The following is a 21,795-nucleotide window of genomic DNA, read 5'->3' as shown; positions in this document are numbered from 1 at the left end:
GGACGACCCTCCGCCTTGCGATCGCACGCACCAGACGCCGCGGGGCCCGCCCTCCGGGCGGACGGCGCTACTTTCGAAACACGCCCTAGTCCCGGGGCCCGCCTTCCGCCAAACGGGCGTCCCGGCGTGGTGCGGGATGCCGGGACGATGCGCAGTGTGTAGATCTTGGTACCGGGGCGCCGCGCTCCCCCGCGCGCCATGACGAGAGGAAGACTTGTGTCACTCAAAGTGTCCGACTACATCCTCCAGCGCCTGCGTGAGTGGGACGTCGAACATGTCTTCGCCTACGCGGGTGACGGCATCAACGGCCTGCTAGCCGCCTGGGAGCGGGCCGGCAACAAGCCCCAGTTCGTCCAGGCCCGGCACGAGGAAATGGCCGCCTTCGAGGCCGTCGGCTACGCCAAGTTCTCCGGACGCGTGGGGGTGTGCGCGGCGACGTCGGGCCCCGGCGCCATCCACCTGCTCAACGGCCTGTACGACGCCAAGCTCGACCACGTGCCGGTGGTGGCGATCGTCGGCCAGACCAACCGCAGCGCCATGGGCGGCTCCTACCAGCAGGAAGTCGACCTGCTGAACCTCTACAAGGACGTGGCCGCCGAATTCTGCGAGATGGTCACCGTCCCCGAGCAGCTCCCCAACGTCCTGGACCGCGCGATGCGCACGGCCCGCGCCAAGCGCACGGTGACCGCCGTCGTCATCCCGGCCGATGTGCAGGAGCTCGACTACTCCCCGCCGACCCACGCGTTCAAGATGGTGCCCTCCAGCCTGGGCATGGCCTCCTACGCGCCCATCCCGGCCGCCGCCGACCTGGACCGCGCCGCCGAGGTGCTCAACGCCGGGGAGAAGGTGGCGATCCTCATCGGCCAGGGCGCCCGCGGCGCCCGCGCCGAAGTCGAGGAGCTCGCCGATGTGCTCGGCGCCGGGGTGGCCAAGGCCCTCCTGGGCAAGGACGCCCTCCCCGACGACCTGCCGTATGTCACCGGTGCCATCGGCCTGCTGGGCACCCGGCCCTCCTATGAACTGATGCAGGAGTGCGACACCCTGCTCGTCATCGGCTCCAGCTTCCCCTACACCCAGTTCATGCCGGATCTCGACCAGGCCCGCGCCGTGCAGATCGACATCGACCCCTTCATGGTCGGCCTGCGGTACCCCTTCGAGGTCAACCTCGTCGGGGACTCCCGGGAGACGGTCAAGGCCCTGCTCCCGAAGCTGAAGCGCAAGAAGCACGGCTCGTGGCGCAAGAAGATCGAGAAGAACACCGCCCGCTGGTGGAAGGTCATGGAACGGCGCGCCGCCGTGGACGCCGACCCCATCAACCCCGAGTACGTCGTCCACGCGCTCGACGCCCTGCTCCCCCACGATGTGATCCTGGCCGCCGACTCCGGCTCGGCCGCCAACTGGTACGCACGCCACCTGCGCATCCGTGGGGACATGCGCGGCTCGCTGTCCGGCACGCTCGCCACCATGGGCCCCGGCGTCCCGTACGTCATCGGCGCCAAGTTCGCGCACCCCGGCCGGCCGACTCTGGCCATCGTGGGCGACGGCGCCATGCAGATGAACGGCATGGCCGAGCTGATCACCGCCGCCAAGTACTGGCCCGAGTGGCAGGACCCCCGGCTGATCGTCGCCGTGCTCAACAACCAGGACCTCAACCAGGTCACCTGGGAGATGCGCGCGATGTCCGGCGCTCCGCAGTTCCTGCCCTCCCAGGCGCTGCCCGACGTGCCGTACGCGGACTTCGCCCGCTCCATCGGCCTGGACGGGGTGCGGGTGGAGACTCCGGAGGGGGTGGAATCCGCCTGGCACAAGGCGCTGGGCGCCGACCGCCCCTTCGTCATCGACTTCCGCACCGATCCCGCCGTGCCCCCGATTCCCCCGCACGCCAGCCTCGACCAGATCGAGGCCGCGGCCTCGGCCATCGCCAAGGGCGACAGCGACCGCGCGGACATGGTCCGGCAGGGCGTCAAGGCCAAGATCCAGGAGTTCCTGCCGGGCAAGAGCCACCGTCAGGAGCGGAAGGACTGACCGGGGTCCTCGTCGGCGCCGAGACGCACCGCCGCCTCCAGCAGTTGGGCGTGGACGAACGCCTGGGGCAGGTTGCCGCGGAGCTGGCGCTGACGGACGTCGTACTCCTCGGCGAACAGCCCCGGCGGGCCGCAGGCGGCCCGGGTGCGTTCGAACCAGCGGAAGGCGCTGACGGGGTCGCACTGGCGGTGGGCGGCGAGCGCCATCATGAAGCCGCACAGCAGGAAGGCTCCCTCGGCCTCCTCCAGGGGCTGGTCGTCGTGGCGGAAACGGTAGAGATAGCCGTCCCTGGCCAGCCGCTCCTCGATGAACCGGCGGGTGCGCGGCCCGCTGGGGTCGTCCGCGGGGAGGCAGCCGCGGGCCAGCGGCAGCAGCAGGGCGGCCTCCGGCCCGTCGTCGCCCTCGGCCCGGGCCCAGTGGCCCGCGGGGCCCAGACAGCGGCGGCGGGTCTCGCGCAGGATCGCGTCGGCCAGGCCGTCCCAGTCCCGCGCGGCCCGGCCGCGCACGTCGCGCGCCACGGCGCGCAGTCCGGCCACCGCGCACAGCCGTGAGTGGGTCCACCAGCGCTCCTCCAGCTCCCACAGACCCGCGTCGGGACGCATCCAGTCGCGCTCGACGGCGGCGACGGCCACGTCCAGGGCGCGGCGGGCGTCCGTATCGAACCGGTCGAGCCGGGCCGCGGCGGCGTACAGCTGCAGCATCTCGCCGAAGGCGTCCAGCTGGAACTGCCGGCCGGCGCGGTTGCCCACCCGGTCGGTGCCGCCCGGGTAGCCCGGCAGCGGCAGGGAGCGTTCACCGGCCACCACGTCGCCGGTGACGGTGTACGCGGGACGCAGATCGCCGCCGTCGGCCAGCAGCCGCTCGGTCACGAAGCCCACGCCCGCGTCCAGGAGCGGGTGCGGGCCGTGCGCCGCCACGGCCAGCCCGGCGTAGCACTGGTCCCGGATCCATGCGTACCGGTAGTCGTAGTTGCGCTCGGTGTTGGCCCGCTCCGGGAGCGAGGTGGTGGCGGCGGCCACCATGGCGCCGGAGGCGCTGGTCAGCCCGTTGAGGAGGGCGTAGGCGTGGCGGGCGTCGCGCGGGGCGGCCAGCGCGGAGCAGTCCGGTACGGCGCGGGCCCAGTGGCGTGCGGTGGCCTCCCACAGCCGCTCCGGGTCCGGCTCCTCCGTCATCGCCCGGGTGCCGATTTCCAGGACGAGGTCGCGCGTCCGGCCGGAGGCCACCGTGAAGCGTGCCTCCAGCGACCCCCGCGGTCCGGGGGTGGCATCGGCCGCTCCGGTGAGGCGCAGACGCAGTCCACCGCCGTGGGCCGACCAGATTCCGCGCTCCTGCCGCAGGCCGGTCATCGTGTGCGCGCCGAAGCCGGGCCGGACCTCGAGCCTCAGCCGCATGCGGGCGTCGCCGCGCACCGCCCGGACGCGGCGCAGCAGGACCAGCCGGTCCGGGGCGGCGGGCACGGCCAGCGCCTCCCGGCATTCGAGCACGGCGTCGCCGGTGACCCAGCGGCCGACGTGGATGAGGGTGCCGTCGTCGTAGGAGCCGCCCCAGACGTTCCAGTGGTCCTCGGGGCCCAGAAGGAACTCCCCCGGGCCGCCGACCAGGGTGGAGAACACCGCGTCGCTGTGCCAGCGGGGTGCGCACAGCCACACCATCTCGCCGCGCGGCCCCACCAGGGCGCCGCGTTCGCCGTCGCCGAGGAAGGCGTACGCCTGGAGGGTCCACGGCGACGACGCGGGGGTGTCATTCATCCGCTTCCCTCGCCTTCCCGTGCGCGGCTTCCTCCCGTGCGGCGGCGGTGGCCGTCCGCCCACCGGCCCACGCGAGCAGGGCGGCGGCCGCGATCAGCAGGACCAGCCCGATGAGCATGCCGTACAGGGGCGGTCCCGGCCGGGCGATGCCGGAGGAGATCAGCAGGGCCGTGGCGGCGGCGGGCGGGTGCTGGGCCTCGATCAGTTCGAGCAGGAGGAGGGTCAGGCCGACGGCGAGGGCCTGGGCGCCGATCTGCGCCCAGGTGTCGTATTTCTGTTCGACCACCGACGGGTGCCGCCAGAGCCCGAAGACGGCCAGGCACGCGAGGCCGCAGGCGATGGCCACCAGGTGTCCCAGCGAGGAGTTGCGCAGCCGGGCCGCCTCGCTCTCGGGGTGGACGAGCAGGACGTACGCCGTCGGGCCGAGCGTGGCGGTCAGCGTCACCCAGCCGACGCCCCGACCGATCGCGCCCACGACGGCCAGCAGGGCCGCGGAGGTCAGGAAGAGGCGTCTGCCCGCCGCCCACCGCGTCTCGATCCGGGCCGGAACCGTGAGGGTACGGGGCATGCGGGCCATCGGCGCACCTCCTGCTCATCGCCTGCCGCCTCCGGGTACCCGGCCCCGCCGCGACAACCGGTGGACGCCGCGGCGCCCGCCCGGAGAAGCCGGCCCGGCCGTGGTGATTGGTCCCGCCCCTGGTGGCTACCCGGCGCTGAACGCCTCGGAAGGAGGTTCGTCATCATGACCACGCATGGTTCCCGCATCGAAGAGCATCCCGACCTGATGGAGCTCAGGGCCCGCTACGAGCGGGCGGCGACGACTCCGCAGGCCCGTGCGGTCGAGGGGCTGACCCTGCTGGCCGGACTGTACCTGGCCGTCTCCCCGTGGGTGCTGGGCTTCTTCGACACCGGGACGGGGCTGACCATCAACAACCTCATCACCGGGCTGGCGGTCGCGATCCTGGCGCTCGGCTTCGGCTCGGCCTACGAGCGCACCCACGGTCTGGGCTGGGTCGTGGCGGCGATCGGCGTCTGGACGATCATCACGCCCTGGGTGGTCTACGGGCCGTCGGCCACCACCACGGGCACGATGATCAGCAATGTGGTCACCGGCGCGGTGATCTTCGTCCTGGGGCTGGCCACCTCGGCTTTCGGGATGAGGGGCGACGCCCGAGCGCAGCAGCGGTGACCGGCACCGACCCGGACGGGAGGCCGGGACCCCACGGGCACCGAACCGTCGTCGTCACCGGCGCCAGCGCCGGCGTCGGCCGCGCGGCGGCGCACGCCTTCGCCGGGCGGGGCGCCCCACCACGGACTGCTGGCCGCCGCCGGCACGGCCGCCGGGGCCGCCGTGTGCGCCCTGACCGCACGGCGCGCGAGACGCGCCTCGGCGTGGCCGGGACATGGGTGACGAGCCGGTTTCGTGAGGTGGGGGCCGATGACCGCCCCTGACAACAACACGGACAGGCAGTCCGAAGGACCGCGGGGTCGACGGCCAGCGGCGGTCCGCCTCCCAGCAGCGCCGCCTCTTCGGCGGGCCGCTGGTGCCGGGCAGCCTGGTGCGGCCGGGGCTCGTGCCCGTCGTCCCGGATGTGCCCGGGCCGCGTTTCCAGGTGCTGCACACCGAGGACGCCGCGACGGCCTACCGGGCCGCGGCCGTCCGGGACGTACGCGGCGCGTTCAACATCGCGGCCGAACCGCCGGTGGACGCCGCGGCCCTCGCGGAGATCCTGGGCGCGTGGGTCTTCCGCCTGCCCCGGCCCTTGCTGCGCGGCGCGGTCGCGAGCGCCTGGAAGCTGCATCTGGCACCGGCCTCCCCGGAGCTTTTGGACGCGGTGCTGCGGAGTGATCCCCCTGATGGACACCGCAGGCGCCCGGCGGTGCCGATCGGTCGTTCACGTCCGATGGGGGTGTGGTTTCACCAGGCCGCTCTGGTAGGCGATGACGACGAGTTGCGCGCGGTCGCGGGCGTGCAGCTTGGTCATGGCGCGGTGGATGTGGCTCCGTACGGTCAGCGGGCTCAGCACGAGCTGGGCGGCGATGTCGGCGTTGGACTTGCCATGCGCGGCCAGGGCGGTGACTTCGCGTTCGCGGTCGGTGAGGGCCTTCACCGCGTCGGGGAGGGCGAGGAAACCGTCGGTGTCCGGGGTGGCCAGGAAGCGGGTGATGAGGGCCGCGGTGGCGGCGGGCGACAGCAGGGCCTCGCCCGCCGCGACCGTGCGGATGCCCGACAGGAGGACGTCGGGGCTGACGCCCTTGCCGAGGAAGCCGCTCGCGCCCGCGCGCAGGGCCTTGGCGACGTTCTCGTCGTTCTCGAAGGTGGTGAGGACGAGGATGTGGGTGTCCGCCAGTTCCGGCCGGGCGCAGATGGCGGCGGTGGCCGTCACTCCGTCGGCGTTCGGCATGCGGATGTCCATGATGACCACGTCGGGCCGGTGCGTCGCGGTGAGACCCACGGCTTCGTGTCCGTCGGCCGCCTCCGCGACCACGGTCATGTCCTCGGCCGAGTCGATGAGGATGCGGAAGGTGGCACGCAGCAAGGCCTGGTCGTCGGCGAGCAGGACACGGATGGTCATGTGGCGGGGCTTTCGTCCGGGCTGGTGACGCGGCTGTCGGTGTCGCTGTCGATGTGGCGGTCGAGTGGAAGGGTGCAGGCGACCTGGAAGCCGCCCTGCGGTCGGTGGCCGGCGTGGAGGGTGCCGCCCGCCGACGTGGCGCGCTCGCGCATGGTGAGCAGGCCGAAGCCGCCGTGGGAGCCGGGTGCCGCCACGGGGTGGCCGGTGGCGGTGTCGTTGGTGATGGTCAGGGTCAGGTAGTGGCGCGCGTACCCGAGCCGGACCTGTGCGGTGCGGGTGGCGGCGTGCTTGGTGACGTTGGTGAGCGCTTCCTGGACGATCCGGTAGGCCGTCAGGTCGAGTACCGGGGGCAGCGGGTGCTGCCGCCCCTCGACGGTGACGGTGACCTCCAGGCCCGCCGCCGAGCAGGAGTCCACCAGGTCGGGCAGTTGGCGCAGGCCCGGCGCGGGGGCCAGGTCGTCCGCCGGGTCGGTGTCCTGCCGCAGCAGTCCCACGGTGGCCTTGAGTTCGCGCAGTGCCGCGGCCGTGGTGTCGGGCAGCTTGTCGATGATCTCGAAGGCCTTGTCGGGGTGGGTCCGCGCGAGGTGCTTCGCGGCACCGGCCTGGGCGTCGGCCAGGGTCATGTGGTGGGCGACCACGTCGTGCAGTTCGCGGGCGATGCGCATGCGTTCCTGGATCACCCGGTGCCGTGCTTCTTCCTCCCGTCGGCGGTCGGCGTGCTCGGCGCGGGCCACGGCGTACTCGCGGCGTACCCGGATGTAGCTGCCGAAGGCCGCGAACAGCAGGATCCACGCCGCGGGATTGACCACCGCGATGATCAGCGAGTGGAGGAAGGAGGGGAGGAACACGCCGGTGAGGGCCACACATGTGGTGGCCGCCAGCGCGCTGTTCCAGGTGGTGCGGCGCGGGGTGCGTACGGCGGTGAAGTACTGCGCGGTCAGGAGCGGGGCCATCAGCAGGGGCGTCATGAAATAGCCCAGCGCGCCCTGGGCCGTGGTGCACAGCGCGGTCGCGGCCAGGACGTGCAGGGGCCTGCCCCGTTGCCAGTGCTGCGCGGCGCAGGCGACGGCGGCGAGCGCGACGCCGGGCCAGACGGGCGGCGGCTCGGGCGTCACCGCCCGGGCGAGGACGACACCGCCGACGGTGACGGCGAACAGCAGGCCGAGTGACGCGGCCTCGACGGCCTTCGGACGGGCCGCCGCCCGGCGCCGCAAGCTCGTGCTCATCACGCTCCGAGAGAAATCCAGGGACGAACATGCTCACACACCGCGGGTCACGGCGCCGTCGTTCTCGGCGCCGCGACCGGCGATACGGGCCTCGGGCCTCGGGCCTCAGATACGGGTCTCAGATACGGGCCGTCTCCCGCGGCACGGGCTCGCCGCCCGCCGGTGCGGCGCCCGGTCCCGGTGACGCGGCGAGCCCCGCTCCCTCGACATCGACGCGGGGCAGCAGCCGGTCGAGCCGGCGGGGCAGCCACCACGCCTTGTCGCCCAGCAGCGCCAGCACCGCGGGCACGAGCGCCATGCGGACGACGAAGGCGTCGAAGAGCACCGCGACGGCGAGGCCGAAACCGATGGTCTTGATCATCGACTCATCGGCGCCGACGAAGCCCGAGAACACCGCGATCATGATCACGGCAGCGGCGACGACCACCCGCGCGCTGTGCCGGAAACCGGTGACGACCGCCTGGGGTGCGCGGTCCCCGTGGACGTACGCCTCCCGCATGCGGGCCACGAGGAACACCTCGTAGTCCATCGCCAGGCCGAAGACGATGCCCACCAGGAAGATCGGCATCAGACTCATGATGGGACCGGCCTGCTCCACGCCGAGCAGTGCCGCGCCCCAGCCCCACTGGAAGACCGCCACGACCGCGCCGAGGGCGGCCAGCACCGACAGCAGGAACCCGAAGGCCGCCTTGACGGGCACGAGCACGGAACGGAAGACCACCAGCAACAGGATCAGTGCCAGCACCACGATGACGGCCAGATAGGGCACGAGCGCGTCCTGGAGGGCCTGCGCGACGTCGATGTCCATCGCGGTGCTGCCGGTGACCTCGAAGGTCGCCCCGGTGTCCCGTTCGAGATCCGCGCGCTCGGCGCGAATGGTCTGGACGAGGCCCTTGGTGCGCTCGTCGTTGGGGCCGGTGGCCGGGACGGCCGAGAAGAGCGCGGCGTCGCCGGCCGGGTTGAACCGCGCGGGCGAGACGGACACGATCCCGCGGGTCGCGCGGATCTCCTTGGCGATCGCGGCCACGGCCGCCTTGGGTTCCGCCGCGCCCTCGACGTCCGCCACGATCGTCAGCGGTCCGTTGAAGCCCGCGCCGAAGCCGTCCGCGAGGGCGTCGTAGGCGCGTCGTTCCGTCGAGGAGACCGGCTTGGACTCCGCCCCCGGCATGCCCATCTCCAGCTGGGCGGCGGGCAGCGCCAGGGCGCCCAGGCCCGCGACGCACACCACCAGGACGGCCACCGGGCGGCGCAGCACGAAACGCGCCCACCGGGAGCCGCCGTTGCCGGACGGCTGCGCCGCCGGGCCGCCCTTGCGCGTACGGCGGGACAGTACGGCCTCGGGCCACATGCCGAGCAGGGCCGGGACCAGCGTCAGGGCGATCAGGACGGCGACGACCACCGCGCCCGCCGCGCACAGGCCCATCTTGGTCAGCATCGGCACGCCGACCACCGCCAGACCGGCCAGCGCGATGACGACCGTGAGACCGGCGAAGACCACGGCGGAACCGGCCGTGCCGACCGCGAGACCGGTCGCCTCGCGCGGGGCGTGGCCGTTGGCGCGCTCCTCCCGGTAACGGGAGACCACGAACAGGGCGTAGTCGATGCCGACCGCGAGTCCGAGCATCGTGGCGAGCGTCCCGGTGGTCATGGAGAGACCGAAGACGCTGCCCAGGGCCATGATGGCGGCCATGCTGATCCCGATGCCGACGACGGCGGTGAGCAGGGGAAGACCGGCGGCGGCGAGGGATCCGAAGGTGATCAGCAGGACGACGGCGGCCAGCACGATGCCGATGGCCTCGGACGAGCCACCCGCCGCGGGCTGTTCGGCAAGGGCGTTGCCGCCGACCTCGACCGTGAGGCCCGCGGCGCGGGCCGCGCCGACGGCCTTCTCCAGGGCGGCCTTGTCCGCGTCCGTGAGGTCGCGGGCCTTCGCCCGGTAGTTGACCGTGGCGTAGGCGGTCGAGCCGTCCTTGCTCACCGCGCCCGCCGTGAACGGGTTCACGGCCCCGGCGACCTCGGGCGCGTCGGCGGCCCGCGTCACCAGTGCCTCGATGGCGGCGCGGTTGCCGGCCGCGGTCACCTTCTCCCCGTCGGGTGCGACGAACACGATCCGCGCGTTGGCACCGTTGGCGTCCGAGCCGGGGAAACGCTCTCCGATCAGGTCGAAGGCCTTCTGGGCCTCGATGCCGGGCAGGAAGGAGGTGCCGTCGTCGGAGGCGGCCGGGGCCTTGGCGGCACCGAGACCGACGGCGCCGAGGAGCACGGCCCACAACAACGTCACGAGCCAGCGCCGCCGGAAGGCGGTCCGGCCCAACCGATAGAGCGAGGTAGCCACGAGAAACGGATCTCCAGGTCTGGGTCGGGGGGTGGGTGACCAGCCTGGCCGGAGGGCCGTCCCGAGGCATCGTGCCGGTGCTGGCACTGCCGCCTGGTGCCGGCGCACCAGGGGCCGCGGCCCGGTCCTCCCCGAGGAGGAGTGCTCGCTCCCGCTTCAGGATGAGACCCGCGCGGCGCCGGGGCGCCTGCCGGGCCGGTGGTGCGCGCCGGGTCAGCGCGCCAGCCGCCCCAGCAGCGAGGAGGCCGCCGCGATACCGGCCGCCGCGGCCAGTACCAGGACGGTGTAGTCGAGCGCGAGGTGGTCCGCGGTGCCCAGCAGCAGTCCGCGCAACGCGTCGACCTGGTAGCTCAGCGGATTGGCGGTGCTGACGGCCTGGAGCCAGCCGGGCATGAGGGCCACCGGGTACAGCGCGTTGGAGCCGAAGAACAGCGGCATGGTGATGGCCTGGCCGATGCCCATCAGCCGGTCGCGGGTCAGCACGATCCCCGCGATGGTCATCGACAGGCAGGAGAAGAAGGCCGAGCCCAGGACCACCGCGAGGGCCACCCCGAGGAGCCGCAGCGGATTCCAGGTCAGCGCCACTCCGAGCGCCGCGGCGATGACGATCACCACGACCGCCTGGATCAGCGCCTTCACCCCCGCGGCGAAGGCCTTGCCGGTGATCAGGGCGGCTCTCGGGGTCGGGGTGACCAGCAGTTTGGTGAGGATGCCGGCGTCCCGCTCCCAGATGATCTGGATCCCGTAGAAGATGGCGATGAACATCGCGGACTGGGCGATGATGCCGGGCGCGAGATAGTCGATGTACGGCGTGCCGCCGGTCGGTATGGCCTTGAGCCGGGTGAACGTCTCGCCGAAGATCAGCAGCCACAGGGCGGGCTGGACGGCCCGCGTGTACAGCTCGGTGCGGTCGTGCCGCAGCTTCTGCAGCTCGACCACGCACATCGCGCCGACCCGCGCGGGCAGTATCCGCCAGCCGGCGCGGGCGCGCGGCGGGGTCAGCAGGGGGTCGGGCAGGCCGTCCGGCGTGAGCGCGGCGGCCTCAGCCGACCCGTGACGCGGTGCGACGGGTGCTTCGGACATCGCGGAAGTCTCCTCCCTGCTCGTCGAGGCCGCTGCCGGCGACGTCCCGGAAGACGTCCTCCAGGGTCGGCCTCGGGTCTTGCTCCCCCTCCTCCCGGCGGCGGTCGGCCAGCTCGGAGCGGAGCTGAGCGGGCGTTCCGAGGGCGTGGATCCGGCCTCGGTGCATCAGCGCGACACGGTCGCAGTACTGATCGGCCTCGTCCATGGAGTGCGTGGTGACCAGCACGGTCATCCCGGTGGTGGCCCGTACCGCGTTGATGTGCTCCCACACGCCGGTCCGGGCGATCGGGTCCAGGCCGATGGTCGGCTCGTCCAGCATCAGCAGCCGGGGCGCGCTGACCAGCGCCTGGGCCAGTTCGAGGCGGCGGATCATGCCGCCGGAGTACGTCTTGGCGAGCCGGTCGGCCGCCGGAGTGAGGCCGACCGCCTCCAGCACCCGCCCCACGCGCGCGGCCCGCTCCCGGCGGGTCACGTCGAAGACGCGGGCGAACAGCTCCACGTTCTCCCGGCCGGTGAGCCCGGCGTCGGCGGACAGCTGCTGCGGTACGTAGCCCAGCAGCCGGCGGACCGCCATCCGCTCCTTCGCCGCGTCGTGCCCGAACACCCGCACCATCCCGGCGGGGACCGGCAGCAGCGTGGTGATGCAGCGGATCGCGGTGGTCTTGCCCGCTCCGTTGGGTCCGAGCAGCCCGAAGACCTCGCCCGCCCGGACCGACAGCTCCAGGTCGTCGACCGCCTTGATCTCCCCGAACGCGTACGCCAGGCCGTCGCAGACGAGCGCGGCCGGAGCGGTGCTTGCCCCCGTGTCGGTCATGACCCTTCCACCTCCTCGTGCAGGTTCTCGGCCAGTCTGCGCAACGCCGGAACGGCCGCGGCCAGGCTCGCCCGGTCGCTCTCGGACAGCCGCGCCACCTGCTCGCGGACCAGCGCGCCGCGCCGTGCCTGCCACTCCCGCAGCCGGGCCACGGCGGCGGGAGTGGCCGTCAGCAGCGCGGACCGCCGGTCCTCGGGATCGGTCTCGCGGTGCAGATAGCCCGCCTTCACCAGCTGGTTGACCAGGGTGGAGACCGAGTTGCCCGCGAGGTAGAGCTCCTTGGCCGCGGCCGACACCCGGATCCCGGGTCGGGCCATGACCAGCCGCAACAGCTCCACCTGGGCGCCCCGCAGCCGCGGCTCCGCCATCCCGGCCCGCAGCCGCCGCCGGATCAGCCGCTGGACCCCGGCCAGCACATCGGCGAACGAGTCGGGGACCTGTTCCGTGGCCATGTCTCCACGTTACCTCTCAATAAGAGATAAATCCCCACCTACGGTACGGCGCTCCCGCTGGTGAGATGGGATACGGAAGACAGCGGTCGGCCTCGCTTGATGGGCACGCACGTGTCGGGAAAGCCACTGACGATCTCGGCGCCCATCGCGGCCACGCCGTCCAGGAACGCCGGCAGGCGGTCCATGGCTCCGGTGGCGACGTCGTGAAGGACCACGACGGCCCAGTCGGTGCGGGCCACGCCCTCCAGTGCCCGGTCCACCCAGCCCGTGGGGTCGTCCCAGTCGTGCGGCAGGGTGTTCCACAGCACGCACGTGTAGCGGTGCCGCTGGAGGTACCGTACGGCCGCCGGGCTGAACACCCGCTCGTCGAGGACGCCGCCGCCGGCGTACGGCCGGAACAGCCGTTCACCTCGGGTCTCGCCGGTTCCGGCCAACGCGTCGATGTCGGGCTCGATGGCGGTGATCTCCGCGGCCACCGCCGCCTCGGGATCCTCGGCGGCGCCGAGCTGCAGGGTGTGGGTGGCGGTGTGGTGCCCGATGCGGTGGCCCTCCGCCACCGCACGCGCCGCGAGGGCCCGGCCGCCGGCCCGTCGCAGCCGGGTGCCGACCACGAAGAACGTGGCGGTGGCGCGGCGATCCGCCAGCACATCCAGGACGTCCTCGGTGACGCCCGGGGTCGGCCCGTTGTCGAAAGTCAGCGTCACTCGCCTGCGCTGGGCGCCGGTACCGGACATGGACGACCTCCTTGCCGGCGGCGGTGCCGCCCTGTGGCGCATATGTTCTGTCGGCATGCCGCTGTGGTTCAAGTGCGCGCCGGGACCGGCTTTCTAGCCTTCGAGGGGAGGCACATGCCGCTTGTGCCCGGGCCCCCCGAGTCCCGCAGTCCGCTGTTCGATGGAGAACCACGTGCCCGACTTTCCCTTTCCGGGCCTGCGGGCGAAGTCTCCGGTGATCGTGGGGTCCGGGCGTCTGACGGGCCAGGAGCGCACCATCCGGAGGCTGCTGGCGCAGGGAGCGGGGGCCGTTGTCACGCCGACCATCCATCCCGCGCCTCCCGAAGCCCTGGACGAACGGATCCTGCGGCTGCCCGTCGGCATGCCGGGCGGCGCGGCCTGCTCCAAGCGCCCGGTCGACCACTGGCTGCGGATGCTGCGCTCCTTGGCCGACGCGTCCCTGCCGGTCATCGCCTCCGTGCACGCCGACTCACCGGCGGAGCTGGGCATGCTCGCGCGCGCGGTCGAGATCACCGGCTGCCCGGGGGTGGAACTCGGTATCTCGTGCGTCGATGAGGAATCGGACTCGGAGGACGACAGCCCCCAACGCGTCTACGACGACACGTACGAGACACGCTGCTGGGTCGAACTTCCCCTCTCCGTCAGGGTGGCCGTCGGTGAAGGCCTGGAGGACCGGGTACGCGCCGCGATCGCCGCCGGCGCGGACGCCGTCACCATCTGCCCCCGGACCGGTGGCCCGGAGCCGGGCGGGACGTCCGGCCACGACCGTGCCGGGCCCGGGGCCGGACCACCGGTGCTCGCGGCCGTCCGGCGGCTGCGCCGGCGGGGTTTCGGCCTGCCGATCGCGGCGCGCGGGGGCGTGGCCTCCGGCCGCGAGGTGGTGGACTACCTGCGGGCCGGGGCCGATGTCGTGCAGGTCGACACGGCGCCGCACACCGACGCGTACGGCGCTCTGCGATCCCTCGTCACCGGGACCGAACGCGTCCTGGCCGGCATCGGCACCGACACCGGTCCCTCCGCGGAAACCGCTCCCTGACCCCGGCTGACGAGATCACGCGCGGCCTTCACCCGCGCGGCGAACCTAATCGGCCGGAAGGACGGCCGCCGGCCGGGCGTATTCGGTGGGGGTCTGGCCGTAGCGCTTCTTGAAGGCCCGGTTGAAGTGGCTGCTGTCGGCGAACTGCCAGTGCGCGGCGAGTTCGGAGATGCTGAGGCCGGACGGCGCGGTGAGGGCGAGGCGGGCCTCTTCCAGCCGCCGGCGGCGGATGTAGGCGGTCACCGGCTCCCCCGTCGCGGCGAAGGCCCGCTGGAGGGTGCGCACCGAGACGTTCAGCTGACGCGCCAGCATCGTGGGAGACAGCTCCGGATCGGTGAGATGGCGGTCCGCGAAGTCCTTCGCGGCCTGGGCGAGCGCGGGGGCCAACAGGGGCTCCACATCGTCGAAGCGACGCATCGCCACCGCCTTGGCCAGCTCGATCAGCGTGCCGCGGACGGCCTGCACACCGGCCGGGCTCAGGTCGGCGACGGTGGAGTGGACCATGTTGGCGTGGGCCACCAGCAGCCGCACCTCGGCCCCATCCGCCGGCCCCTTGATGGTCCGGCCCCCGAGCAGCGGTTTGAGGGCCCCGCCGGGAAGGATGATGTTCTGCGCCACGGTGTGGGGCGCCGTCTCGTAATCCGCCAGCCGCCCTCCGTGCCGGAGCAGGAACTGCCCGCCGGACACGGTGTGCGCGCCGCTGCCGGACGAGCCGTCGATGATCCATGCGCCGCGGCGCACCAGGAACATCTGCACCCAGTCCTCGTCCCCGTTCGGAGCGGGCGCGGTGCGCAGGGGCGACGCGGTGCGGAAATCGGCGAGGACCACGTCGCGCAGCTTGACGATGCGGCCCTTGACCCGGAAGTCGTCCGTGGTGGCCGGGCTGAAGGCCGTCAGCGGCAGGCCATCACCGAGCCGTGCCCGCCACTCGCGGCTGAAGGCGTCGAATCCCCCGGGGGAGGCAGCCGGGCGGGTGGAGTCCCAGCGGAAGCTCACGCGCGACGCGTCAGCCGCCCCCGTGCCCCTGTCCATCGCCGACCGGTCCACCTCGTTCCCATCCGCTCCAACTTCACTATAGGGCACGGTTGTTCGAACCGAGGGGTCATCGCTTCAGCTCACGTCGATGCCGATGAGACAGGTGTCGTCGTCGGTGTCGGAGCGCGCGTGCGTCAGCAGGACGTCGAGGTGCTCGCCGAGTTCCCGGGTGGCGGCGCCGACGGTGGCCAGGAGCTGTTCGAGCGCCTTCTCCACGGAGCGGTCCCGGCGCTCGATCAGCCCGTCGGTGTACATCAGCAGCCGGTCGCCGGGCACCAGGGCGAGCCGGCGCTCCTCGTACGTCGCCTCGGCGACCGCGCCCAGCAGGATGCCGCCGGGCAGCGGCAGGGCGGCGGCGGTGCCCCCGTGGATCAGGACCGGCGGCGGGTGCCCGGCCCGCGCCCAGTCCAGCACCCGGGTCGGGGGATCGTAGATGCCGCAGACCACGGTGGCCGTGACCTGTTCGGTGAGGTGGTGGGCCACGGTGTTCAGCCAGCCCAGGAGCCGGGCCGGGCCCGCCCCCGTCGCGGCGAGACCGCGCAGCGCGTTGCGCAGGACCACCATGCTCGTCGCCGCCTCGATGCCGTGGCCCGCCACGTCGCCGACCGCCAGCAGCACCTTCTTCTGGGGCAGGACGACGACGTCGTACCAGTCGCCGCCCACCAGATGCCCCTCCTCGGCCGGGCGGTAGCGCACCGCCACGTGCAGGCCGGCGATGTCGACCGGCGCGGGGGACGAGGGCATGATGGCCCGCTGCAACTGGAGGGCCAGCCGGTTGCGTTCCGCGGCCTCCTGCTCGGTGTCGGCGAGCCGGTCCCGCGTGGCCGCGAGCGCCACCTCCGTCCAGTGCTGGCTGGAGAAGTCCTGGTAGGCCCCGCGCACCGCGAGCAGGTGCCCGGCCGGATCGGTGACCGGCTCGGCGACGACGCGGATGTGGCGGACGGCTCCGTCGGCCCGCTGCATGCGGAACGCGGTCGAGGCGGCGTGGCGGTGGTGCAGAAGGGTGCGCAGGAAGCGGCCGATGGCCACGGAGTCATCGGGATGCGCATGGCGGTGCAGCCGCTCCACCGGCACGGGGGGCGCGGTGGGCGGGAGGTCGAAGAGCGAGAACAGATGCCTGTTCCACAGGATCTCGCCGCTGACGGCGTCCTCCTGGAAACCGCCGATCCGGCCCAGCCGCTGGACGTGTTCGAGCAGGGCGGCCAGCCGCGCCGCCTCGTCCTCCAGCCGCCAGCTCAGCAGCACCGCGTCCCCGCAGCGGCCGATGCCCACGGTGATGAGCCCGGTCCGGGGCACATCGTCGGCCAGGAGGCGCAGGGACATCCGTTCCGCGCGGAACGGTTCGCCCGTCGCGTGGACCCGCCGCACCTGCTCGTACAGGCCGCCCTCACGAGCGGTGCGCGGGTACGCCTCCAGCAGCCGCATGCCCGTGATCGTGGCGCGCGGGCGGCCCGCCGGGTCGGTGAAGCGCTGGTTGGCACAGGCGATGACGAAGTCGGTCACCTGGTCGCGGTCATCGAGCACCGGCCGCAGGACCAGCACCGGATCGAGCAGGCTCTCGGCGAGATCCATGGCGGGGCCGACCGGGAGCGCCGGGTCCGCCGCGGCGTCGACCGCCGTCTCCTCGGTGCCGGGCAGCGCGTGGGCGCACAGGCCGGCCAGCGCGTTCAGCTGGCGGTGGACCGGGCCGGACAGCGGGGGCCGCGGATGGGGCCAGCACACCTCCAGCACACCGAGGACGCGGCCGTTGATCTCGGCCGGGACCACGGCACGGGCGCCGTCGCCACCCTGGCGCCTGCCGATGCCCGCCGCGCCGGCGGGCATCGCCGGGAACCAGTGCGCCCGCTGTTCGGTCAGGGCGCGCTGCGCGGGCGCCCCGAGGCCCGGCGGTACGTACCGCCACCGCTCGCCCTCGCCGCGCGGAAAGCCCGCGTGCCCGGCGAGGACCAGCGCGCCACCGGAGGCCACGGCCCACAGGGCCACCGCGCTCACCCCGAGAGGGGCGAGCGCCTGCTCCAGCAGCGTGTCCACCACCGTCTGGGCGTCGCCGGTGAGCGATCCGGCCTCGGCCGCCCGCAGCCGCAGGACCTCGGGCGCGTCGTGGCGTGGGCCCACGGACCCCCGCGGCGCGGCGGGCACGGCCCGGGCGACCGTGTCCCCGGCCGCCCCGTTGACCACGTCGGCGGCGAGTTCCGGAAGCGGTAGCCCGGCGGCCCTGGCCAGCTCCTCCAGATGGCGGGCGGCCTCCGTCGGGCCGCCGTGGCCGCGTTCGACCAGGATTCCGGTGGCGATGCCGATCAGGGCCGCCGCGTCCGCCGCCTCCCGCGCGGCGGTCAGTTCGCCGCGCAGCCGCTCCACCGTCGCCACCAGCGCGTCCAGGCTCGGTTCACGCCCGCTCACCGGTTCAGCCAGCGGCGCACACAGGCCACGAGCTCATCGGCGTCCAGCGGCTTGGTGATGTAATCACTGGCTCCGGCGGCCAGCGTCTGCTCCCGGTCGCCCGCCATGGCCTTGGCGGTCACCGCGATGATCGGCAGATCGGCGTACTCGGGCATGCCCCTGATCGCCGCGGTGGCGGCGTAACCGTCCATCTCGGGCATCATGATGTCCATCAGCAGCAGCTCGACCGCCTCGTGCCGGGACAGCATCTCCAGCCCCTTGCGCCCGTTCTCGGCGTGCAGGACGCGCATGCCGTACAGCTCCAGGATGCCGGTGAGCGCGTACACGTTACGGGTGTCGTCGTCCACGATCAGCACCACCCGCCCGGCCAGGTCGCTGTCCGCGCCCGTGTGCGCGGGGGCCGCCCGCGTGGCGGCGGCGGGCGGCACCAGGGGCAGGACATCGGCCGGCCGGTCGGCCTTCAGATGCAGGATGATGCGCTCGCGCAGCTCGTCCAGGCTCGGCAGCAGCTCCCACGGCGCGCCCTGGAAACGGTCCGTCAGCCGCCGGTTCCAGTGCGGGTCCAGCCGCCGGGTGTGGTGGGCCAGGACCGGCACGTGCCGGGCGGCCGGGACGCGGTCCAGCTCCTCGAGGAAGCGCAGGGCCGTCTCGTCGGGCATGTCGAGGCCGAGGACGACGCAGTGGCACGGCTCGTCGGTGAGCGCCGCCGCGACCTCCCCCGGATCGGCCACGGTCCGCATCCGCACCGCGCCGGTGGCCGCTCCGCCGTCCGCGAGCTCGGCCACCGCGCTCTCGGCCAGGAGCGCCAGCAGCCCGTGCGGCTGCTCCTCGACCACCAGCAGGTGGCGCTGGTCCACGGCACCGGCGGCCGACTGCGCCGCGGCGGGCTCCTGCTCGTCCTTGGCCCGCGGCTCCTGGTCGGGGCTGCCGACGGGCAGGTAGAAGGAGAAGGTGCTGCCCTCGCCCAGGGTGCTGGCGGCCTGTACCGCGCCGCCCAGCAGATGGGCGATCTCCCGGCTGATGGAAAGACCGAGGCCGGTGCCGCCGTACTTGCGGCTCGTGGTGCCGTCCGCCTGCTGGAACGCCCCGAAGATGGCCTCGAGGTGCGGCTCGGCGATTCCTATGCCGGTGTCCACGACCCGGAACGCCAGGACGGGCCCCTGACCGCGGGCCTCCTGGGGCAGATCGGATTCCGCGGCGGGCGCGATGCGCAGCTCCACGCAGCCGGACTCGGTGAACTTCACCGCGTTGGAGAGCAGGTTGCGCAGCACCTGACGCATCCGGGAGTCGTCCGTGAAGAGTTCGTCGGGGACGGCGGGCGAGACGCTGATGCGGAAGTCGAGGCCCTTCTGCACCGTCATCGGGCGGAAGGTGGCCTCCACGTAGTCGAGCAGCCGCTGCAGCGGCACCCGCTCGGGCTGGATGTCCATCTTGCCGGCCTCGACCTTGGACAGATCCAGGATGTCGTCGATGAGCTGCAGCAGGTCGGATCCCGCCGAGTGGATGACGCCCGCGTACTCGACCTGCTTGGGGGTGAGGTTCCGGGACGGGTTCTGCGCCAGGAGCTGGGCGAGGATCAGCAGGCTGTTGAGCGGGGTGCGCAGCTCATGGCTCATGTTGGCCAGGAACTCCGACTTGTACTTGGAGGCCAGCGTGAGCTGCCGGGCCCGCTCCTCCAGCTCCTGGCCGGCCTGTTCGATCTCCCGGGTCTTGGTCTCGATGTCGCGGTTCTGCGCGGCCAGCAGGGCGGCCTTCTCCTCCAGTTCGGCGTTGGAGTTCTGCAGCTCGTCCTGGCGCGCCTGCAGCTCCTGGGAGCGCGCCTGGAGTTCGGCGGTCAGCCGCTGGGACTCCTCCAGCAGCTCATCGGTCCTGGCGTTGGCCACGATGGTGTTGACGTTGACCCCGATGGTCTCCATGAGCTGGTCGAGGAAGTCCCGGTGGACCTGGGTGAACCGGCCGACCGAGGCCACCTCGATGACGCCGAGGACCTGCTCCTCGACCACGATGGGCAGGACGAGGAGGCTGGACGCCTCGGCCGCGCCGAGCCCCGAGGAGACGGTGACGTATCCGGGCGGAAGCTGCTCGACGGCGATGGTGCGGCGGCTGCGGGCCGCCTGTCCGACGAGCGACTCGCCGAGCCGGAACCCCACCGGCCGGTCCCCGGCGTCCGCGGCGTTCCCGGCCGGCAGTCCGTAGGAGCCGAGCAGCCGCAGTTCCACGCCCCGCGGGGTGTCGTGGGCGAGGTAGAAGCCGCCGTACTGGGCGCCGACCAGCGGGGTCAGCCGGTCCATGACCAGTTCGGCGACGACCGCCAGATCGCGCCGGCCCTGCATCAGCCCGGAGATGAGGGCGAGGTTGGTCTTGAGCCAGTCCTGCTCCTGGTTGGTGCGGGTGGTCTCGCGCAGGGACTCCACCATGGCGTTGATGTTGTCCTTGAGCTCGGCGACCTCGCCGGAGGCGTCCACCGTGATGGAGCGCGTCAGGTCCCCCTCGGCCACGGCGCTGGTGACCTCGGCGATGGCCCGGACCTGGCGGGTCAGGTTCCCGGCCAGCTCGTTGACGTTCTCGGTGAGCCGCTTCCAGGTCCCGGACACGCCCTCGACCTCGGCCTGGCCGCCGAGCCGCCCTTCGCTGCCCACCTCGCGGGCGACGCGCGTGACCTCGGCGGCGAACGAGGACAGCTGGTCCACCATCGTGTTGATGGTGGTCTTCAACTCCAGGATCTCGCCCCGCGCGTCGACGTCGATCTTGCGCGTGAGATCGCCCTGGGCCACCGCCGTGGTGACCTGCGCGATGTTGCGGACCTGATTGGTCAGGTTGTTCGCCATGGAGTTGACGTTGTCCGTCAAGTCCTTCCAGGTGCCCGCCACATGGGGCACCTGGGCCTGGCCGCCGAGCATGCCCTCGGTGCCGACCTCGCGGGCCACGCGCGTCACCTCGTCGGCGAACGCCGAGAGGGTGGTCACCATGGTATTGATCACCCCGGCGAGCGCGGCCACCTCGCCCTTGGCCTCGACGGTGATCTTCTGCGACAGATCGCCTCGGGCCACCGCCGTCGCCACCTGGGCGATGGACCGCACCTGGCTGGTGAGGTTGGACGCCATCACGTTGACGTTGTCGGTCAGGTCCTTCCAGGTGCCCGAGACGCCCCGGACGGTGGCCTGGCCGCCGAGGTTGCCCTCGGTGCCGACCTCGCGGGCCACCCGGGTCACCTCGTCGGCGAAGGCCGACAGCTGATCGACCATCGTGTTGATGGTCTCCTTCAGCTCCAGGATCTCGCCGCGCGCGTCCACCCGGATCTTCTGCGACAGATCGCCCTGCGCCACGGCGGTGGTGACCTGGGCGATGGAGCGCACCTGGGCGGTGAGGTTGTCGCCCATCACGTTGACCGACTCGGTGAGGTCCTTCCAGGTGCCGGAGACGCCCTGGACGTCGGCCTGGCCGCCGAGGCGGCCCTCGGTGCCGACATCTCGGGCGACGCGCGTGACCTCGGCGGCGAACGAGGACAGCTGGTCGACCATCGTGTTGATGGTGGTCTTCAACTCCAGGATCTCGCCGCGCGCGTCGACGTCGATCTTGCGCGTCAGGTCGCCCTGGGCCACCGCCGTGGCCACCCGGGCGATGGAGCGCACCTGGGCGGTGAGGTTGCCGGCCATGGAGTTGACCGAGTCGGTCAGGTCCCGCCAGGTGCCGCCGACACCCGGCACCTGGGCCTGGCCGCCGAGGATGCCCTCGGTGCCGACCTCGCGGGCCACCCGCGTCACCTCGTCCGCGAACGAGGACAGTTCGTCCACCATCGTGTTGATGGTGTTCTTCAACTCATGGATCTCGCCCCGGGCCACGACCGTGATCTTCTGCGAGAGATCGCCCTTGGCCACCGCCGTGGCGACCTGGGCGATGTCGCGCACCTGCGTGGTCAGGTTGCCGGCCATGGCGTTGACGGAGTCGGTGAGGTCCTTCCAGGTGCCGTCCACCCCGGGCACCGCGGCCTGGCCGCCGAGCCGGCCCTCGGTGCCCACCTCCCGGGCCACCCGGGTCACTTCGGAGGTGAACAGCGACAGCTGGTCGACCATGCCGTTGAAGACCGTGGCGATCTCCCCCAGGAGGCCGTCCCGGTCGGTCGGCAGATGCGTGCCGAAGTCGCCGTCCCTGACCGCCGTGAGGCCGACCAGCAACTGCCGCAACTCCGGCTCCGCGACCGTGCCGGCACCGCGGCCCGCTGCCGTACGCACCCCCGCGCGCTGCCCCGCGCCCGAACTCACCGCCATGGTTCTCCGCCCCTCGAGTAGCGGTCCCGCCCGCCGGATGCCCCCGGGTGAGGGGCCGGTGAG

General features: G+C 72.9%; 15 protein-coding genes and 1 pseudogene. 4 read left to right on the top strand and 12 right to left on the bottom strand.

What is annotated here, in order from left to right:
* Positions 1 to 198 precede the first annotated feature (198 nt).
* Positions 199 to 2,025 carry a thiamine pyrophosphate-requiring protein gene (locus ABZ562_RS01145; RefSeq protein ID WP_361472152.1) on the top strand — a complete coding sequence of 609 codons (1,827 nt, stop codon included), beginning with the start codon at positions 199 to 201 and terminating at the stop codon, positions 2,023 to 2,025.
* Here ABZ562_RS01145 and ABZ562_RS01140 read toward each other — a convergent pair.
* Together ABZ562_RS01140 and ABZ562_RS01135 are read right to left on the bottom strand one after the other, a co-directional pair.
* Positions 2,007 to 3,773 (bottom strand): glycoside hydrolase family 15 protein, encoded by a 1,767-nt coding sequence (locus tag ABZ562_RS01140; RefSeq protein ID WP_361472149.1) that lies wholly within the window; start codon positions 3,771 to 3,773, stop codon positions 2,007 to 2,009. The genes ABZ562_RS01145 and ABZ562_RS01140 overlap by 19 nt on opposite strands.
* On the bottom strand, positions 3,766 to 4,350 hold the full coding sequence (locus tag ABZ562_RS01135; protein ID WP_361472146.1) for an HPP family protein: 585 nt from the start codon (positions 4,348 to 4,350) through the stop codon (positions 3,766 to 3,768). Before ABZ562_RS01135 ends, ABZ562_RS01140 begins: the two co-directional genes overlap by 8 nt.
* Positions 4,351 to 4,515: 165 nt before the next feature.
* Here ABZ562_RS01135 and ABZ562_RS01130 point away from each other — a divergent pair, with 165 nt between their 5' ends.
* Together ABZ562_RS01130 and ABZ562_RS01125 are read left to right on the top strand one after the other, a co-directional pair.
* The gene (locus tag ABZ562_RS01130) at positions 4,516 to 4,962 is read left to right on the top strand and encodes an SPW repeat protein (protein WP_361472143.1); all 447 of its coding nucleotides are present in this window, start codon (positions 4,516 to 4,518) and stop codon (positions 4,960 to 4,962) included.
* Between the two features lie 307 nt (positions 4,963 to 5,269).
* Positions 5,270 to 5,711, top strand: a pseudogene (locus tag ABZ562_RS01125) (hypothetical protein); the annotation flags it as partial.
* Here ABZ562_RS01125 and ABZ562_RS01120 read toward each other — a convergent pair.
* From ABZ562_RS01120 to ABZ562_RS01090, 7 genes are all read right to left on the bottom strand, one after another.
* The gene (locus tag ABZ562_RS01120; protein WP_361472141.1) at positions 5,669 to 6,349 is read right to left on the bottom strand and encodes a response regulator transcription factor; all 681 of its coding nucleotides are present in this window, start codon (positions 6,347 to 6,349) and stop codon (positions 5,669 to 5,671) included. The pseudogene ABZ562_RS01125 and the gene ABZ562_RS01120 overlap by 43 nt on opposite strands.
* A complete protein-coding gene (locus ABZ562_RS01115) occupies positions 6,346 to 7,575 on the bottom strand; it encodes a sensor histidine kinase (protein ID WP_361472138.1) in 1,230 nt (409 codons plus the stop codon). Before ABZ562_RS01115 ends, ABZ562_RS01120 begins: the two co-directional genes overlap by 4 nt.
* Positions 7,576 to 7,693: 118 nt before the next feature.
* Positions 7,694 to 9,910, bottom strand: a complete 2,217-nt coding sequence (locus ABZ562_RS01110; RefSeq protein ID WP_361472135.1) for an MMPL family transporter — start codon at positions 9,908 to 9,910, stop codon at positions 7,694 to 7,696.
* A gap of 213 nt (positions 9,911 to 10,123) precedes the next feature.
* The gene (locus ABZ562_RS01105; protein WP_361472132.1) at positions 10,124 to 10,993 is read right to left on the bottom strand and encodes an ABC transporter permease; all 870 of its coding nucleotides are present in this window, start codon (positions 10,991 to 10,993) and stop codon (positions 10,124 to 10,126) included.
* Positions 10,953 to 11,807 carry an ATP-binding cassette domain-containing protein gene (locus ABZ562_RS01100; RefSeq protein ID WP_361472129.1) on the bottom strand — a complete coding sequence of 285 codons (855 nt, stop codon included), beginning with the start codon at positions 11,805 to 11,807 and terminating at the stop codon, positions 10,953 to 10,955. Before ABZ562_RS01100 ends, ABZ562_RS01105 begins: the two co-directional genes overlap by 41 nt.
* Complete coding sequence (locus ABZ562_RS01095) at positions 11,804 to 12,259, bottom strand: MarR family transcriptional regulator (protein ID WP_361472126.1); 456 nt, start codon at positions 12,257 to 12,259, stop codon at positions 11,804 to 11,806. The genes ABZ562_RS01100 and ABZ562_RS01095 overlap by 4 nt, the downstream gene beginning before the upstream one ends.
* A 38-nt stretch (positions 12,260 to 12,297) precedes the next feature.
* Complete coding sequence (locus ABZ562_RS01090) at positions 12,298 to 12,993, bottom strand: polysaccharide deacetylase family protein (RefSeq protein WP_361472123.1); 696 nt, start codon at positions 12,991 to 12,993, stop codon at positions 12,298 to 12,300.
* Between the two features lie 172 nt (positions 12,994 to 13,165).
* On the opposite strand from ABZ562_RS01090, the gene ABZ562_RS01085 reads away from it, so the two are divergent.
* Entirely contained in the window at positions 13,166 to 14,029 is an 864-nt protein-coding gene (locus ABZ562_RS01085; protein ID WP_361472120.1) for a dihydroorotate dehydrogenase, read from the top strand.
* 45 nt (positions 14,030 to 14,074) lie between these two features.
* Here ABZ562_RS01085 and ABZ562_RS01080 read toward each other — a convergent pair whose 3' ends face one another.
* The 3 genes from ABZ562_RS01080 to ABZ562_RS01070 all read right to left on the bottom strand — a co-directional run bounded on the left by ABZ562_RS01080 (position 14,075) and on the right by ABZ562_RS01070 (position 21,732).
* Positions 14,075 to 15,061, bottom strand: coding sequence for a helix-turn-helix domain-containing protein (locus tag ABZ562_RS01080; RefSeq protein WP_361472117.1), 987 nt, complete (start codon positions 15,059 to 15,061; stop codon positions 14,075 to 14,077).
* 78 nt (positions 15,062 to 15,139) lie between these two features.
* Positions 15,140 to 17,464, bottom strand: coding sequence for a SpoIIE family protein phosphatase (locus tag ABZ562_RS01075; RefSeq protein WP_361472114.1), 2,325 nt, complete (start codon positions 17,462 to 17,464; stop codon positions 15,140 to 15,142).
* Positions 17,461 to 21,732 (bottom strand): HAMP domain-containing protein, encoded by a 4,272-nt coding sequence (locus ABZ562_RS01070; RefSeq protein ID WP_361472111.1) that lies wholly within the window; start codon positions 21,730 to 21,732, stop codon positions 17,461 to 17,463. The genes ABZ562_RS01075 and ABZ562_RS01070 overlap by 4 nt, the downstream gene beginning before the upstream one ends.
* Positions 21,733 to 21,795: the final 63 nt, after the last annotated feature.

The sequence above is a fragment of the Streptomyces sp. NPDC019937 genome (assembly GCF_040631655.1).
Classification (GTDB): domain Bacteria; phylum Actinomycetota; class Actinomycetes; order Streptomycetales; family Streptomycetaceae; genus Streptomyces.
The sequence above is the reverse complement of the archived record's forward strand: the minus strand, read 5'-3'. Positions and strand labels throughout refer to the sequence as shown.